This window comes from Sinorhizobium sp. Y406, assembly GCF_058732025.1.
Map to the genome: position 1 here is coordinate 1,193,554 of NZ_CM178974.1, position 15,918 is coordinate 1,209,471.

The following is a 15,918-nucleotide window of genomic DNA, read 5'->3' on the forward strand; positions in this document are numbered from 1 at the left end:
ATGCCCCTGCGGGCGGCAACGTTCCTTTTTCTATCCCGAAACGCCGCGGTCGCTTGAAACCGGCGATGCGGCGAATTATGAGCTTAGGCTAGGGCTGCCGGGCAGCCAGGCTGAAGACAGTGCGGTTCGCCCGGCCAAAGGGCGCCGCGCCCATGGGGACACGAGGCAGTATCATGAACTTCGAAGCAGCGCGCACTAAGATGGTGGACAATCAGATCCGGACGACGGATGTGACGTCCCATTCGGTCCTCTCTGCCTTCCTCACGGTGCCGCGCGAAGAATTCGTGCCCGCGAAGATGCGGGAACTCGCCTATATCGATGCCGATATTCAACTCGTCGGAGGAGCCGAGCCGCGCTACATCATGGAGCCCTCTCCGCTGGCAAAATTGCTGCAGCTCGCGCAGATTTCCAAGTCCGACGTCGTTCTGGAGATTGGTTGCGGCACGGGCTACGCCTCGGCTTTGCTGTCGCTTCTGGCCGGCTCGGTGGTGGCGCTGGAGGCCGATGAAGCGCTTGCCGCTACCGCAACGGAGACGCTCGCACGCCTCGGCTACGACAACATTGCCGTCGTGACCGGCGATCTCAACAAGGGCTATCCTGCCGAGGCGCCTTACGACGTGATCTTCATCAATGGTGCGGTCGAAACGATACCGGCCGGACTCTTCGAGCAGTTGCGCGATGGCGGGCGCCTCGTGGTCGTTGAAGGCTTTAGTAACGCATCCCGTGCGAAGCTTTACATGCGCGAATCGGGAAGGACGTCCGAGCGGCCCGATTTCAATACGTCCGTGAAGCCTCTGCCCGGTTTCCGCCGTGAGCAGACATTTGTTTTTTGATGGCTCCTCCCATTGAGGTGCCTCATTATATGAGCATCGGCGCAAAAAAGTCGATGTTGCCGATTGGCAACGTGTTGCCTGTTTCTCTTTGAAATGCCCGGGTCGAGTGGTGGTGCACAGTTGTCGCAAAGCCGAATCCGGGGTTCATAGAGCAAAGAAGCGGTGATTTGCCTGCCGGTGCGTGGCTTTGCGCGCCATTACTGGTTGAGCGAATCAACCCGTGGGGACTTGCTACTAACTTGCGGGCGGCAACGCCGCCCGGCTGATCGGAGGTAAGATCGTGTCGTTTGTTCGCAAAACAGCCTTGTGGGCGGCTGTTTCAACCAGCCTGTTGCTTGCGCCGCACGCCGCGTCCGCCGAGTCGATCTTCGGTGCAATGGCCAAGGCCTACGCGAACAACCCGGATCTGAACGCGGCGCGCGCCGGCCTGCGCGCAACCGACGAGGGGGTTCCGATCGCAAAGTCCGGCTATCGGCCGCAGGTGTCCGCCGCGGCGACCGGGACGCTGTCGCGCGTCGATAGCGAGGCGACGGGCACGCGCGACCTTCATAGCGGGCAGATCGGCATCTCGATCACCCAGACCGTTTTCGACGGGTTCCAGACCCTGAACAATGTCAGGGCGGCAGAGTCGACGGTTTTTTCGAGCCGTGAGACGCTGAAGGCCAACGAAATCCAGATTCTTCTGGCGGCCGCACAATCCTACGCCAACATCGCCCGCGACCAGCAGATCGTCTCCATACGCCGCCAGAACCTGGCCTTCCTTCGCGAGCAGTTGAGCGCGGCCGAAGCGCGCCTCGATGTGGGCGAAGGCACCCGTACCGATGTGAGCCAGGCGCAGGCGGAACTCGCCAATGCCCAGTCGCTGCTCGTTGCGGCGGTCGCGCAGCTGAAGCAGAGCGAAGCGGTCTATGTGCAGATCGTCGGCGCGGTTCCGACGGGCATCAGGCAGCCCGGCCCGGCAACCAAGGCCATGCCAAGGTCGCTCGATCAGGCCGTCGCCACGGGCCTTAGGGAAAACCCGCAGATCCTGGCTGCGCAATATGCCGTCGATTCGGCCGGCTTTCAGGTGAAGTCGGCCGAAGGCACCATGTTGCCGGGTGTCGTCCTCCAGGGCGCGGTCACCCGCAACACCGGCAACGTCTCCACGGACAACACCACGGCGAGCATCACGGCCCGGCTCGAAGTGCCGATCTATCAGGGCGGCGCGGAATACGGCCAGATCCGCCAGGCCAAGGAACGCCTCGGCCAGCAGCGGATCCTCGTCGATTCGGCGCGTGCATCGGTGCAGCAGACCGTCGTCTCCGCCCATGCTCAGCTTGAATCGGCGCTCGCCCGCATCACTGCCAGCCGGTCGCAGATTTCCGCCGCCAACCTGGCGCTCGAAGGCGTCGTCGAGGAACGCAAGGTCGGCCAGCGCACGACCCTCGACGTGCTCGACGCGCAGCAGGACGTTCTGAATGCGCAGGAGTCTCTTGCCGTCGCTCAGCGCGACGCCGTCGTGGCGAGCTATGCCCTGCTGGCGGCAATGGGCAGGCTGACCGTGAGGACGCAAGGGCTTCAGGTGGCGGAATACCGCGCGGAGGAGCACTACGAGGCCGTCAAGGACAAGTGGTTCGGCCTGCGCACCGTCGACGGACGATAAGCCAAGTCGCTGCCCGTCGGTAAGCTGAAGAGAGTAGAAACGCTTCGCATCCGGTTGGAATGCGAGGCGTTTCTGCGTTGTGCCTTCCTTTGAAGCATTCGGCGCCTGCCGAGAAAAACAAATCTGTGCAACAATTTCCAAGCGTGATTCGCGGCGTTTGTTTCGATCGTGAACTCACCTAAGGTTTTTGCGGAATCGGGTTCCGGAGCTTCGACCCGGGTCCGACCGCAGAGCAAACGAGGATTGAAATGGCACAGCTCAACGTCGCACGAGAACCTTCGATGGATGAGATTCTCGCATCCATCCGAAAGATCATCGAAAGCAACGAGACGGGGCCGATTGCCGCCTCTGATCCGCAGAGCTTCGAAGACGGCGACGACGACGACATCGAACTGGCAATCGATTCGGAAATGCAAGCCGCCGTGTTCCGGTCGGCCGATGAAGACATCGCATCGATGCGGCGAGCTCCGGCGGTTCCGGAGGAGGAACTGGTTGCCGCCAGGACCCACGGCGCTACGCCGCCATCGCCGCTTTCCCTCGCGGACGTCGCGGCGCGCGTCAGAGCAGCGTCCGAGCGCCACGGGGCGAGCTACGCCGGACGAGAGCCGCCTCTGACGGAAGCGCGCGAGCTACAGGACAGCCCTGTGCTGACTTCGCGGATGGCTGCGGTCGCCTCGTCCGCCGTTACCCCATCGAGCGTCTCTGTCGAAGCGGCCGCGCCTGCCGCTGCATTGCCGGATACTGCGGCGGAACCGGAAAAGGCGACCTCCCCGGCCAAAGTTGACGAGCAATCGACGACTGCCGATTCGAACTCCGAGGCCGAAAAGGCCAGCGGCGCCATCGTTTCTCCGGCGGTCGGTCGGCAGGTCGCGCGCGCTTTCGACGATCTCGCGCATGCGGTGGAGCAGGGGCCGAGACGCTCGTTCGACGAGATCGCCGAAACCATGCTGCGCCCGATGCTGCAGGAATGGCTGGACGACAATCTGCCGACGCTGGTCGAAAGGCTTGTGCGCGAGGAAATCGAGCGCGTAGCGCGGGGGCCCAGGCGCTGACCGTCGGAAGAGGGCGCCCCTGCGGCTCCCGTTACGGCGTTCTGAACAACGCACCAAGACGCTGTAAGTGATACACCGCGCCGGTGAGGCACGCCTGCGGGCTTTTTTCCCGTTTGTGTTGACTTGCGTCGGCCCTTCCGGTTTACAAAACACTGATATCAATCTTTGAAAATCGGCCCCACAGAATGCTTGACAAGACCTACGATTCCGCCGCCGTCGACCCTCGCATTGCCAAAAAGTGGGACGATGAAAACGCGTTTCGTGCCGGTGCGGGCGCAAAACCCGGTGCAGAAACCTTCTGCATCGTGATTCCGCCGCCCAACGTCACCGGTTCGCTGCACATGGGGCACGCCCTCAACAACACGCTCCAGGACGTCCTGGTGCGCTTCGAGCGCATGCGCGGCAAGGATGTGCTCTGGCAGCCGGGCATGGACCATGCCGGCATTGCGACCCAGATGGTCGTCGAACGCCAGCTCGCCCAGCGCCAGCTCCCGGCTCGCCGCGATATGGGCCGCGAGGCCTTCGTCGAGAAAGTCTGGGAATGGAAGGGTGAGTCCGGTGGCCAGATCTTCAATCAGCTGAAGCGGCTCGGCGCCTCCTGCGACTGGTCGCGCGAGCGCTTCACCATGGATGAGGGCCTGTCGGACGCCGTGATCGAAGTTTTCGTCAGCCTCTACAAGGAGGGGCTGATCTATCGCGACAAGCGTCTCGTCAATTGGGATCCGAAGCTGCAGACGGCGATTTCGGACATCGAGGTGGAGCAGGTCGAAGTCAACGGCCATCTCTGGCACTTGCGCTATCCGCTGGAGGAGGGCGTAACCTATCAGCACCCGGTTACTTTCGACGAGGATGGCAATGCCACCGAGTGGGAGACGCGCGACTATCTGGTCGTCGCGACAACACGTCCGGAAACGATGCTCGGCGATACCGGCGTCGCGGTGCATCCGGAGGACGTCCGCTATAAGGGAATCGTCGGCAAACACGTCATTCTGCCGATCGTCGGCCGCCGCATTCCGATCGTTGCCGACGAGTATCCGGATCCGACCACCGGGACCGGCGCGGTGAAGATGACGCCGGCGCACGACTTCAACGACTTCGACGTCGGCAAGCGTCAGAGGCTGCGGCTCGTCAACGTCCTGACGGCCGACGGCCGCATTACGATCAAGAACAATGAGGATTTCCTGGACGGCCTCGACAATCCCGCGGCGCTCCACGGCGCCTGGGACCAGCTCGAGGGCAAGGACCGGTTCGAAGCGCGCAAGCTGATCGTCGAAATCCTCGAGGCCGCCGGCCTCGTCGATCACATCGAGCCGCACAAGCACATGGTGCCGCACGGCGACCGCGGTGGCGTGCCGATCGAGCCGCGGCTGACGGAACAATGGTATGTCGACGCCAAGACCCTGGCGAGGCCGGCGATTGCCGCGGTCCGGGAGGGGCGGACGAGCTTCGTCCCGAAGAACTGGGAAAAGACCTATTTCGAATGGATGGAGAACATCCAGCCCTGGTGCATTTCGCGCCAGCTCTGGTGGGGTCACCAGATACCGGCCTGGTACGGCCCCGACGGCCAGGTCTTCGTCGAAAGGACCGAGGAAGAGGCGCTGCATGCGGCGATCCAGCACTACATCGCCCATGAAGGCCCGATGAAGGCCTATGTCGAAGACCTCCTGGAGAATTTCAAGCCGGGCGAGATTCTGACGCGCGACGAGGATGTGCTCGACACCTGGTTCTCCTCCGCCCTCTGGCCATTCTCAACGCTCGGCTGGCCGCAGGAAACGCCGGAACTCGAAAGATACTACCAGACCGATGTACTGGTGACGGGTTTCGACATCATCTTCTTTTGGGTCGCCCGCATGATGATGATGGGCCTCCATTTCATGAAGGACGCGGACGGCACACCGATCGAACCGTTCCACACCGTCTATGTCCATGCACTCGTCCGTGACAAGAACGGGCAGAAGATGTCGAAGTCGAAAGGCAACGTCATCGACCCGCTGGAACTGATCGACGAGTACGGCGCCGACGCGCTGCGCTTCACGCTGGCGATCATGGCGGCGCAGGGCCGCGACGTGAAGCTCGACCCGGCGCGCATCGCCGGCTACCGCAATTTCGGCACCAAGCTTTGGAACGCGACGCGTTTCGCCGAGATGAACGGCGCGACGAGCAGCGCGGGCTTCATTCCCGAGGCGACCTCGCTGACCGTCAACCGCTGGATACTGACGGAGCTTTCGCGCACGATCCGCGATGTGACCGAGGCGATCGAGAATTACCGCTTCAACGAGGCGGCCGGAAGCCTCTACCGCTTCGTCTGGAACCAGTTCTGCGATTGGTACCTCGAACTCTTGAAGCCGGTCTTCAATGGCGACGATGAAGACGCCAAGCGCGAAGCCCAGGCCTGCGTCGCCTATGTGCTCGACGAAACCTACAAGCTCCTGCACCCGTTCATGCCTTTCATGACTGAGGAGCTCTGGGAGAAGACGGAAGCCCCCGGACGCCAGCGCACGACGCTGCTCTGCCATGCCGAGTGGCCGGCCGCCTTCTATGCGGATGACGCTGCCGCGGAGGAAATCAACTGGCTGATCGACCTCGTTTCGGGCATCCGCTCTGTCCGTGCGGAGATGAATGTTCCGCCCGCGGCACTGGCACCGCTTGTGATCGTCGGCGCCAAGGGTCTGACCGGCGAGCGCCTCGACCGGCATGCCTCGGCGATCAAGCGGCTGGCGCGAGTGGAGACGATCGAGCACGCGGCGGCCGCGCCGCGGGGCAGCGCCCAGATCGTCGTCGGTGAGGCGACTGCCTGCCTTCCGCTCGGCAGCCTGATCGATCTCTCAGCCGAGAAAACGCGCCTCGAAAAGGCGATCGCCAAGGTCGATGTCGAACGGCAAAGGATTTTGGGCAAGCTCGCCAACGAGAAGTTCGTCGCCAATGCGAAGCCTGAACTGGTCGAGGCCGAGCGGGAGCGGCTGGCGGAACTCGACCAGCAGAGGGACTCGCTCGGTGTCGCCCTGAGCCGCGTATCGGAAGCGGGGTAGTTCGTCCTTCCCGGACTTCGGCGCATTGGCCCGAATATCGGAACCGATTTTCGGAGAGCTCGATGCACCGCTTCAAAGCGCTGCAGCGACCCTTGCGCGTCTGAAAAGACCCGCGGAGTTGCAGACACGATCCGCGGCAGCAATGCCGCGGAAACTTTGTCGTTCGATACGACTTCGAGCCGAACGAGCGCTGCGGGCGACCTGGACTTGCAACGACACTCATTGGTTTTGTCGACCGTCTTCCTTGGGTGATACTCGGAACAGGCCCGCAAAAAGCAATATTGTTGTTGCTGCGTCACACTTTGCTGATTTAATGGAATTTCATTTCTGAAGTTGGGGCTGTCTCCCTTGCTGTTGGAATCCTGTTCCTGTTTTCTTTGATTATGACCGAATCGTGAAATTCTTACGTAAATTCGGTGGCCGATCTGGTCGGGTACAGCGCCGAAGCAGTGTTTGCCATTTCACGCGATCGTGAGGAATATCCCGCCACGGCGGCATGGGGAATGGTCGCTTACGTGAAATTGCAGGGGAGGAGCTGTATGGCTCGAAATGGATTGAAAAGTGCTGGTCTCGCGGCGGTAGCCGGATTGCTTGCTGCGTCGGCGGCACAGGCCGGGGGTCTTGAGCGCGGCGGCTATAATATCGATCTGCTCTTCGATCCGTCGGATTACGCGGCCGAGGCGACCGCGACCTATGTCAATCCGCAGCGCGAACTCAAGAACGTCGTGGACACGGACACTGCGGACTCTAATGCGGTTGCAGAGACATTTGGTGGCGGCAACTTGAACGGTCGCCCGAACAGTGTCGATGACACGGATAGCTATTGGGCGCCCCGCATCGGTTTCAAGGCTGCCTTGGGGGACAGTGTCGACTGTATGGCGGACTACTCGCAGCCGTGGGGTGCTCACCTCAATCCGGGCGAGAACTGGGCCGGCGCCAACTCCAATATTGAAACCAAGGTCGAAAGCGACAACTACGCTGCCACATGCTCCTACAAGTGGGATCTTGGCCCCGGTCAGATGCGCGTCATTGGCGGTGTTTTCTACCAGGAGGTCGGCGGCTTTAAGGAGCGCCTTGTCCAGGACTTCACAGGATTTCCACCGCCATTTTCAAGTCTCTCCGGTGTAGGACGGATCGACCTTGAGGATAGCGGCTGGGGCTGGCGAGCAGGTGTTGCCTACGAAATCCCCGAATACGCCTTGCGTGCGAGCCTAGTCTATAACAGCGCAGTCGACCTCGATCATCTTCGTGGAACAATCGACCTCACGCAGGTCGCATTCTTCGTGCCGGGGATCGGCATATTGAATGGCACGAAGTACGGCGTTCACGGATCTGCATCGATGCCGGACTCCCTGGAGCTCAAGGTCCAAAGTGGCATCGCGCCGGGATGGTTGGCTTTCGGATCCGTGAAGTGGACCGACTGGAGCCAGTTGCAGGTCCTCGAGTTTGAACCCGACGAGGCCGCACTGGGCCGTTTCGGGACGAGCTTGAACTTCCTCTACCGCGACGGTTGGACCATCACCGGCGGCATTGGTCACAAGTTCAATGACCAATGGAGCGGTGCAGTCAGTCTGACCTGGGACCGCGGTACGAGCCACGGCTATGGCGCGCAGACGGACACCTGGACGGTCGGCACCGGCGTCTCCTATACGCCGACCGCCAACGTGGAAATTCGTCTGGCGGGCGTCGCCGGCATAATGACCAGCGGTAGCTCCGGGGCCGTCACCTACCAGGGCGAGGTGATCGGCGACGACGTCTCCTACGACTTCGACAATGATTTCGTCGGCGCCATCTCGACATCGCTGAAAGTCAGGTTCTGATCTCTTCCGTCAAGACGTCCGAGGCCCGGTCATTGCCGGGCCTTTTGCTATGGGTCGCGCGCTTCGCTTATGAGCGCTTTCGAATGTGACGATTCAGCAACACATTTATGGCTATGATTTTGCTAGTATCGGTCAGGGGACATTATGTCCATTTCCCGCCACAAAATGAGAGCACCCATGGTAGCGACAAACGTGCGGAACCGAGTGCTGTGCTTGCGTTAAAGGTAAACTGAGTTTGTGTGCTGTCGTGACATTCCCTGGCAATTCGCGTCTGGAGCGCAGTCGGCGTAATGTCGGCCGCGGGGAGGCGGATGTTTGCCGCCCGCCGGCCGGGCTGTCGCGAGTGGCCGCGCTCAAGGTTCCGATGACGGCGCTCCGGCTCAATGCCGGTGTTCGCAGCGGTGGTGGGTTCAGCGTAGACGCGTGGAACGAAAGAAGCTGATTGTGATGTGCGGGAGTGAATTCAAGTCGTTGAAGGTCGCGGTGCTCGGCATGTCGCTGGCGGTCGGCGCGGCTGCCGCGGGGCCGGCGAGGGCCTTCGATCCGGGCGCCGGCGTGACCAAAGAGTCCGGGCCGTTTGCGCTCTTCAAGTTCGGCTTCTCGGCCTACAAGAACGGCCGAAAGGACGAGGCGGTCGAGGCCTATCGTTACGCCGCCGAAAAGGGGCACACGGGCTCCCGCTGGGCACTCGCCAATATGTATGCCTATGGCGACGGCGTCGCCGAAAACGATCTCGAAGCATTCAAGATCTACAGCGAAATCGCCCAGCAGGGGGTGGAGCCGGGGTCGGAAGACACCGGCTATTTCGTCAATGCGCTGATCTCGCTCGCCGGCTATTACCGGCGCGGCATTCCCGATACCCCTGTGCATGCGGACCTGTCGCGGGCGCGGCAACTTTATTTCCAGGCAGCCTCCGCCTTCGGCGTTGCCGAGGCGCAGTTCCAGTTGGCGCGGATGCTGCTTTCCGGCGAGGGCGGCAGCGTCAACGTCCAACAGGCCAAGAAGTGGCTGAACCGGGCGCGCAAGAACGGCCATGCCGGCGCCATGGGTGTCTTCGGCAGCGTCCTTTTCGACGAAGGACAGAGCATTCGGGGTCTCGCCTATATGACCGCCGCACTCGACCAGTGTTCGCCGAAGGACAGGCCCTGGCTCCAGACCATGCAGGAGCAGGCCTTTTCCCTGGCATCCGAGGACGACCGCCGCGTGGCGATTGCGATGGCGCAGAACTTGCACCTCGGGCAGGACGACTGACCCTCGAGCTTCGATTTCACGCGGCTTCGAACGTGAACTCGGCGGCGACGGGAACGTGGTCCGACGGCTTTTCCCAGGCGCGGACGTGCTTCTCGATCGATGTCGATACGAGCTTGTCGGCCGCCTCCGGCGAGAGCATCAGGTGGTCGATCCGAATTCCGAAATTCTTTTGCCAGCACCCCGCCTGGTAGTCCCAGAAGGAATAGAGCGGCACCTCGTCCGAGGTCGCGCGCACCGCGTCGATAAAGCCGAGATTGCGCAGGCGTCGGAAAGCCGCCCGGGTTTCCGGCAGGAAAAGGGCATCGTTCTGCCAGACCTTCACGTCCCAGCAATCATGGGGCTCGGGAATGACATTGTAGTCGCCCGCGAGAATCACCGGTTCCTCGAGCGCAAGGCGCCGTTCGGCAAACGCCGCAAGACGCTGCATCCACTGGAGCTTGTAGGCGTATTTTTCAGTCCCCACCGGATTGCCGTTCGGCAGGTAAAGGCAGCAGACGCGGATCGCGCCTCCCTTGACGGAAAAGACGCCTTCGATGAACCGCGACTGTTCGTCGGTGTCGTCGCCCGGCAGACCGCGGTTGACTTCGTCCGGCCGTTGTTTCGCCAGCAGGGCAACCCCGTTGAATCCCTTCTGACCATGCGTTTCCACGTGATAGCCGAGCGCCTCGATCTCGCCGCGGGGAAAGGCCTCATCAACCGACTTGATCTCCTGCAGGCACGCGATGTCCGGATTGGACGCCTTGAGCCAGGCGATCAGGCTGTCGACACGTGCCTTGACGCCGTTGATGTTCCAGGTGGCGATCTTCATGGGATGGGGTCTGCCTTTCTTTCTCTCCGGTGATCCTTACCGCGATTCTTTGTAGCGGCTGGCGCGCCGCGCGTCCAATCAGGGCTGAAGCATGGCGCAGCAAACTGGAGCTCCAGCATGAACCTGCGTCCGACTCGATCACTGCTGCAGCCTTGGGTGGCGGAATTGATTCCGGTCCCGGTCTGTCTATAGTCCCGCGCATGATCGCATTCATCCAAGATTACTGGCCGCAATTTCTCGCACTCCTGTCCTTCGCCCTGGGTGCGCCGGCGATCATCCACGCGGCGATGACGAAGGACGATGTGCGTGCCGCCGCGGGCTGGGTGGGCGTGATTCTCCTGTCTCCCATACTTGGCGCCGTCATATATGCGGTGGCGGGCATCAATCGCATTCGCCGTTCGTCGCTGAGCCTGCAACGCTCCCTGTTGCGCTTGAACGGTCCCGATCCATTCCTGCGTTTCGATGTCACGAACGATCACGTGGCGGTCCGCTTCGGCCATCGGTTCGCGGCGATGAAGATATTGGGGGACCGCGTTTCGCGATTTGCGATGTCGACGGGCAATCGCATCACGGTGCTGGAAGGCGGCGACGACGTATATGCGGCGATGCTGGAGGCGATCGCCGCGGCGCGCCGGAGCATTTTGATTGAGAGCTATATCTTCGATCGCGATCGGATCGGACTTCGCTTCGCCGATGCCCTGATTGCCGCGGCAAAGCGCGGGGTCGAGGTGCGCGTGCTGATCGATGCCGTCGGCGCGCGCTACTCCGTTCCGAGCATCGTTGGGTATCTGCAGGAAGCCGGCGTCCCCACGGCCGTGTTCAACGGCAACATCATCATGGGCCTGAGGCTGCCCTATGCCAATTTGCGGACCCATCGCAAGATCATCGTCATAGATGGCGAGGTGGCTTTCGCCGGAGGCATGAACATAAGGGCGGAATTTTCGACGGAGGTCGCGGGCGGAGAGGCCTCCTTCGATACCCATTTCCAGGTTGCGGGGCCGGTCGTCGCCGATATCTTCCAGGTTGCCGCCGAGGACTGGCAGTTCGCGAGGGGCGAGATTCTTGCGGGCGACGCATGGCGGGTCGTCGAACCGGAGGAAATGGAGGGTATGCCGTCCGTCCTGATGCGCGCCGTTCCCTCAGGCCCCGACAACACCAACGAGACCAACCACAAGATGTTGATGGGGGCCTTTTCGATCGCGCGGAAGCACATTCGCGTGATGTCTCCCTATTTCCTGCCGGACAAGGAACTCATCAGCGCGCTGGTGACCGCTGCGCGTAGGGGAGTCGAGGTCGATATCGTCGTGCCGGCAGTCAACAACCTCACTTTGGTGGATCGAGCCATGACGGCGCAGTTCGATCAGGTTCTGAAGGGGCATTGCCGCGTGTGGCGAGCAAAGGGTGCCTTCAATCACTCCAAGCTGATCGTTGTCGACGACCATTGGGTCTATGTCGGCTCGTCCAACCTGGACCCCCGCTCGCTACGGCTCAACTTCGAATTTGATCTGGAAATTCTCGATGACGCCATGGCGCGGGCCATCGGCGAGAAAATCTGCGCCCTCCGGACGAATGCGGAAGAGGTGACCCTCGAGAGTCTGGATGCGCAGCCGCTCCTGAACCGGCTGGCGAATCGGATTCTCTGGCTCGGGTCACCCTATCTGTAGCCCGCATGGGCTCTTTTTTTCAACGTGAGCCCGCGGGTCTCTTCAGACCGAAAAGCTCGTGCCGCAGCCGCAGCTTGCGACCGCGTTCGGATTCTTGATCTGGAACGACTGGCCGAGCAGGTTGTCGACGAAATCAATTTCGGAACCGCCCATATAGACGAGCGAAAGGCTGTCGATCAGGACCTTGGCGTTGTCCTTTTCGAGGACCAGGTCGTCTTCGTTTTCCTTGTCGACAAGGTCGAATTTGTAGGAGAAGCCGGAACAGCCGCCTCCTTCGACGGAGACCCGCATGGCAGTCTTGTCCTTTTCCGCCTGGAGAATGGCGGCAATGCGCTTTGCTGCTGCATCCGAAAGGATCACTGTGTCCTGCATGTTTCTGCCTCCTGCCGGGATCAAGGCCCGGAGAGAATCGTTGTCATCCGAAAGCACCGTGCGTCTGCATGGCGCAGAAACGCCGCTCTCGTCCTGAATGTCTGCATGTCTCTGGCGGAAGGGACATGCGGGTTGCGCTACACCGAAAAGAGCGAGCGACTGGCGGTTTGTCCATCAGACGTCGTTCCGCCGCAAGCATTCCGGCGGGATGTGCACGGCTTTCTTGTAGCACATACTATAGGTATGAAGGCGTGAATGTCCCGTCAATGGATGACCCGACAGGTGTGAAATGACTTTTGACAGACAGGCCCTCGGCTTCGGCTACGGCGAGCATGCGGCCTTCGCCACGGACCCATGGGCTTCACGCGGCCGGCTCTATCCGGAGGCCGCCAGTCCGACGCGATCCGATTTCCAGCGCGACCGCGACCGCATCGTGCATACCACTGCCTTTCGCCGCCTGAAGCACAAGACGCAGGTCTTCATCGCGGCCGACGGCGACCATTATCGCACGCGGCTCACGCACACGATCGAGGTTGCCCAGATCGCTCGCGCGCTCGCAAGGGCGCTGAAACTCGATGAAGACCTCGCCGAGGGCGTAGCCCTTGTCCACGATTTCGGCCACACCCCATTCGGCCATACCGGTGAGGACGCATTGCACGAGGTCCTGGAGCCTTATGGCGGCTTCGACCACAATGCCCAGTCGCTGCGCATCGTCACTAAGCTGGAGCGGCGTTATGCGGAGTTCGATGGCCTGAACCTCACCTGGGAGAGCCTCGAAGGGCTGGTCAAGCACAACGGGCCGCTGATGACGGCCGACGGCAAGGGGACCCGCGGTCCGGTGCCGCAGCCGATCCTCGACTATTGCCAGCTTCATGATCTCGAGCTTGCAAGCTTTGCGAGCCTCGAGGCGCAGGTAGCGGCCATCTCCGACGACATCGCCTACAACACTCACGATATCGACGATGGTCTGCGGGCAGGCTATCTCACTCTCGGCATGCTCGAGGAGGTTCCGTTCCTCGCACGCCTCATGCGTGAGGTTGACGACCGCTATCCCGGCCTGGAGACGAGTCGCTTTACACATGAGATCATGCGTCGGCAGATCACCGCGATGGTCGAGGACGTCATCGGCGTCGCGCAGGCCCGCCTGCGCGATATCCGGCCCCGGAGCGTGGAAGAGGTGCGAAGGGCCGGCATGGCGATCGCGACCTTTTCCGAGGAGATGAGCGAGACCGATCGGCAGATCAAGAACCTGCTGATGACCAGGATCTATCGGCATCCGGAGGTCATGCGCGTGCGGCAGGGGGCGGCGTCGATTGTGACCGATCTCTTTCATGCTTTCATGGCCGATCCGCAATTGATGCGGGAGCACCACTGGGTCGATCAGATCGCCGGGATGGCGGAGCCGGCCCGCGCGCGCCACGTGGGGGATTACCTCGCGGGTATGACCGATACTTTCGCCATCAGCGTGCACAGGCGTTTGTTTGACCATACGCCCGATTTGCGGTAGTGACGCCCCCGCGCGGAGGCTCGAGGTTCCCCACGAACCCGGCCTCCTTTTGAATTTGCGCTACAGCGCCATGCGTCTCGTCAGGCGCAAGGAACTGGAGCACTGTCCAGTTGGGCTGGGAATAGCGGGCGGATCAGATGAATCTTTTCACAGACTTCGAATCAAGAATTAAGAATATTCTGGAATCGCTTGATATCGTTCGTGAAAAACGATCTGATCTCGACTTCGGGCGCATCAGTATCGAGCCGCCGCGCGACGCGGGCCATGGCGACGTGGCGACGAATGCGGCGATGGTCCTTGCAAAGGCGCTGGGCACGAATCCGCGCGCCCTTGCCGATCTCATCATCGACAAGTTGCGCCAGGATCCGGAAGTGGCGGAGGTGTCGGTCGCCGGCCCGGGGTTCATCAATGTCCGCCTCTCGGTCTCCTATTGGCAGAAGCTGCTTGCCACGATGATCAGGATCGGCACGGATTACGGCCGCAGCACCGTCGGCGCCGGACGCAAGGTGAATGTGGAATATGTCTCCGCCAATCCAACGGGGCCGATGCATGTCGGCCATTGCCGCGGCGCCGTGGTCGGCGATGCGCTTGCCAATCTTCTTGCCTTTGCGGGCTATGACGTCACCAAGGAATACTACATCAACGATGCCGGCTCGCAGATCGACGTGCTCGCCCGCTCGGCGTTCCTGCGTTACCGTCAGGCCCTTGGGGAGGATGTGGGCGAGGTTCCCCCAGGGCTCTATCCCGGCGACTATCTCATCCCGGTCGGCGAGGCGCTTGCCGATGAATTCGGCACGAGCCTGCGGATCATGCCCGACGAGAAATGGATGCCGCTCGTCAAGGAGCGTGTGATCGATGCGATGATGGCAATGATCCGCGAGGACCTCTCGGCGCTCAACGTCAATCATGACGTCTTCTTTTCCGAGCGGGCCTTGCACGACAATGGGGCGGCGCGCATTCGCACCGCCATCAACGACCTCACCTTCAAGGGACATGTCTACAAAGGCACGTTGCCGCCGCCGAAGGGCCAGTTGCCGGAGGATTGGGAAGACCGCGAGCAGACACTTTTCCGCTCGACGGAGGTCGGGGACGACCTCGATCGGCCGCTCATCAAGTCCGACGGCACCTATACTTACTTCGCGGCAGACGTTGCTTATTTCAAGGACAAGTTCGATCGCGGCTTCCACGAGATGATCTATGTGCTCGGCGCCGACCATGGCGGCTATGTCAAGCGGCTGGAGGCGCTGGCGCGGGCGATCTCGGACGGAGAGGCAAAGCTGACGGTTCTGCTCTGCCAGCTCGTCAAGCTTTATCGCGGTGGCGAGCCGGTGAAAATGTCCAAGCGTTCGGGCGATTTCGTAACGCTTCGCGACGTGGTCGATGAAGTCGGCCGCGATCCGGTCCGCTTCATGATGCTCTACCGGAAGAGTTCCGAGCCGCTCGACTTCGATTTCGCCAAGGTTACCGAACAGTCGAAGGACAATCCGGTCTTCTACGTGCAATATGCGCACGCCCGCTGCTGCTCGGTGTTGCGCCAGGCTCACGAAGCTTTCCCTGATCTTGACCTGTCCTCGATCGATCTTGCCGGTGCGGTGATGGGCGCGATCGTCGATCCCGCGGAAATGCAGCTAGTCGCCAAGCTCGCAGAATATCCGCGTGTCATCGAGGCGGCGGCACTTTCACAAGAGCCGCACAGGATCGCTTTTTACCTGTATGATCTTTCCGCAGCCTTCCATGGACTCTGGAACAAAGGTAAGGAAAATACGGAATTACGTTTTGTTAACGATAGGAACAGAGAATTAAGCATTGCCAGACTCGGACTGGTGCATGCTGTCGCCTCGGTATTGAGGTCGGGTTTGTCCATAACGGGCACCTCGGCGCCGGAAGAGATGCGGTAGGTCGTGTCACCAATTCCCCACAATACGCTGGCAATTCAACGC

The 15,918-nt window shown here is 61.4% G+C and carries 11 protein-coding genes; 9 read left to right on the forward strand and 2 right to left on the reverse strand.

Annotated elements, in window-relative coordinates:
• Positions 1-173: 173 nt before the first annotated feature.
• The 6 genes from AC4P1R_RS05760 (at position 174) to exoR (ending at position 9,627) form a co-directional block, all read left to right on the forward strand.
• A complete protein-coding gene (locus AC4P1R_RS05760) occupies positions 174-833 on the forward strand; it encodes a protein-L-isoaspartate O-methyltransferase family protein (RefSeq protein WP_069457806.1) in 660 nt (219 codons plus the stop codon).
• Positions 834-1,110: 277 nt separating this feature from the next.
• Positions 1,111-2,475: an outer membrane channel protein TolC gene (tolC, locus tag AC4P1R_RS05765; protein ID WP_069457805.1), complete on the forward strand. Its 1,365-nt coding sequence runs from the start codon at positions 1,111-1,113 to the stop codon at positions 2,473-2,475.
• 248 nt (positions 2,476-2,723) lie between these two features.
• The gene (locus tag AC4P1R_RS05770; RefSeq protein WP_069457804.1) at positions 2,724-3,527 is read left to right on the forward strand and encodes a PopZ family protein; all 804 of its coding nucleotides are present in this window, start codon (positions 2,724-2,726) and stop codon (positions 3,525-3,527) included.
• A gap of 185 nt (positions 3,528-3,712) precedes the next feature.
• On the forward strand, positions 3,713-6,556 hold the full coding sequence (locus tag AC4P1R_RS05775) for a valine--tRNA ligase (RefSeq protein ID WP_069457803.1): 2,844 nt from the start codon (positions 3,713-3,715) through the stop codon (positions 6,554-6,556).
• A 539-nt stretch (positions 6,557-7,095) separates the two neighbouring features.
• Positions 7,096-8,376, forward strand: coding sequence for an outer membrane protein transport protein (locus AC4P1R_RS05780; protein ID WP_151611952.1), 1,281 nt, complete (start codon positions 7,096-7,098; stop codon positions 8,374-8,376).
• 447 nt (positions 8,377-8,823) lie between these two features.
• Positions 8,824-9,627 carry an exopolysaccharide production regulator ExoR gene (exoR, locus tag AC4P1R_RS05785; protein WP_069457801.1) on the forward strand — a complete coding sequence of 268 codons (804 nt, stop codon included), beginning with the start codon at positions 8,824-8,826 and terminating at the stop codon, positions 9,625-9,627.
• A gap of 16 nt (positions 9,628-9,643) precedes the next feature.
• Here the strand turns inward: exoR and xth are convergent, their stop codons facing one another.
• Positions 9,644-10,435 carry an exodeoxyribonuclease III gene (gene xth, locus AC4P1R_RS05790; protein WP_069457800.1) on the reverse strand — a complete coding sequence of 264 codons (792 nt, stop codon included), beginning with the start codon at positions 10,433-10,435 and terminating at the stop codon, positions 9,644-9,646.
• A gap of 200 nt (positions 10,436-10,635) precedes the next feature.
• Here xth and AC4P1R_RS05795 point away from each other — a divergent pair, with 200 nt between their 5' ends.
• Complete coding sequence (locus AC4P1R_RS05795; RefSeq protein ID WP_069457799.1) at positions 10,636-12,099, forward strand: phospholipase D-like domain-containing protein; 1,464 nt, start codon at positions 10,636-10,638, stop codon at positions 12,097-12,099.
• Between the two features lie 42 nt (positions 12,100-12,141).
• Here the strand turns inward: AC4P1R_RS05795 and erpA are convergent, their stop codons facing one another.
• Positions 12,142-12,471 carry an iron-sulfur cluster insertion protein ErpA gene (gene erpA, locus AC4P1R_RS05800; protein WP_069457798.1) on the reverse strand — a complete coding sequence of 110 codons (330 nt, stop codon included), beginning with the start codon at positions 12,469-12,471 and terminating at the stop codon, positions 12,142-12,144.
• Between the two features lie 289 nt (positions 12,472-12,760).
• On the opposite strand from erpA, the gene AC4P1R_RS05805 reads away from it, so the two are divergent.
• Positions 12,761-13,978, forward strand: coding sequence for a deoxyguanosinetriphosphate triphosphohydrolase (locus AC4P1R_RS05805; RefSeq protein WP_069457797.1), 1,218 nt, complete (start codon positions 12,761-12,763; stop codon positions 13,976-13,978).
• Between the two features lie 137 nt (positions 13,979-14,115).
• Positions 14,116-15,876 carry an arginine--tRNA ligase gene (gene argS / locus AC4P1R_RS05810; RefSeq protein WP_069457796.1) on the forward strand — a complete coding sequence of 587 codons (1,761 nt, stop codon included), beginning with the start codon at positions 14,116-14,118 and terminating at the stop codon, positions 15,874-15,876.
• Positions 15,877-15,918: the final 42 nt, after the last annotated feature.

What these genes read in the sequence shown, in the direction of transcription:
- AC4P1R_RS05760 (WP_069457806.1), top strand. Translation starts at nt 174, where the DNA reads ATGAACTTCGAAGCAGCGCGCACTAAGATGGTGGACAATCAGATCCGG.
- AC4P1R_RS05775 (WP_069457803.1), top strand. Translation starts at nt 3,713, where the DNA reads ATGCTTGACAAGACCTACGATTCCGCCGCCGTCGACCCTCGCATTGCC.
- AC4P1R_RS05770 (WP_069457804.1), top strand. Translation starts at nt 2,724, where the DNA reads ATGGCACAGCTCAACGTCGCACGAGAACCTTCGATGGATGAGATTCTC.
- exoR (WP_069457801.1), top strand. Translation starts at nt 8,824, where the DNA reads ATGTGCGGGAGTGAATTCAAGTCGTTGAAGGTCGCGGTGCTCGGCATG.
- erpA (WP_069457798.1), bottom strand. Translation starts at nt 12,471, where the DNA reads ATGCAGGACACAGTGATCCTTTCGGATGCAGCAGCAAAGCGCATTGCC.
- AC4P1R_RS05795 (WP_069457799.1), top strand. Translation starts at nt 10,636, where the DNA reads ATGATCGCATTCATCCAAGATTACTGGCCGCAATTTCTCGCACTCCTG.
- argS (WP_069457796.1), top strand. Translation starts at nt 14,116, where the DNA reads ATGAATCTTTTCACAGACTTCGAATCAAGAATTAAGAATATTCTGGAA.
- AC4P1R_RS05780 (WP_151611952.1), top strand. Translation starts at nt 7,096, where the DNA reads ATGGCTCGAAATGGATTGAAAAGTGCTGGTCTCGCGGCGGTAGCCGGA.
- xth (WP_069457800.1), bottom strand. Translation starts at nt 10,435, where the DNA reads ATGAAGATCGCCACCTGGAACATCAACGGCGTCAAGGCACGTGTCGAC.
- AC4P1R_RS05805 (WP_069457797.1), top strand. Translation starts at nt 12,761, where the DNA reads ATGACTTTTGACAGACAGGCCCTCGGCTTCGGCTACGGCGAGCATGCG.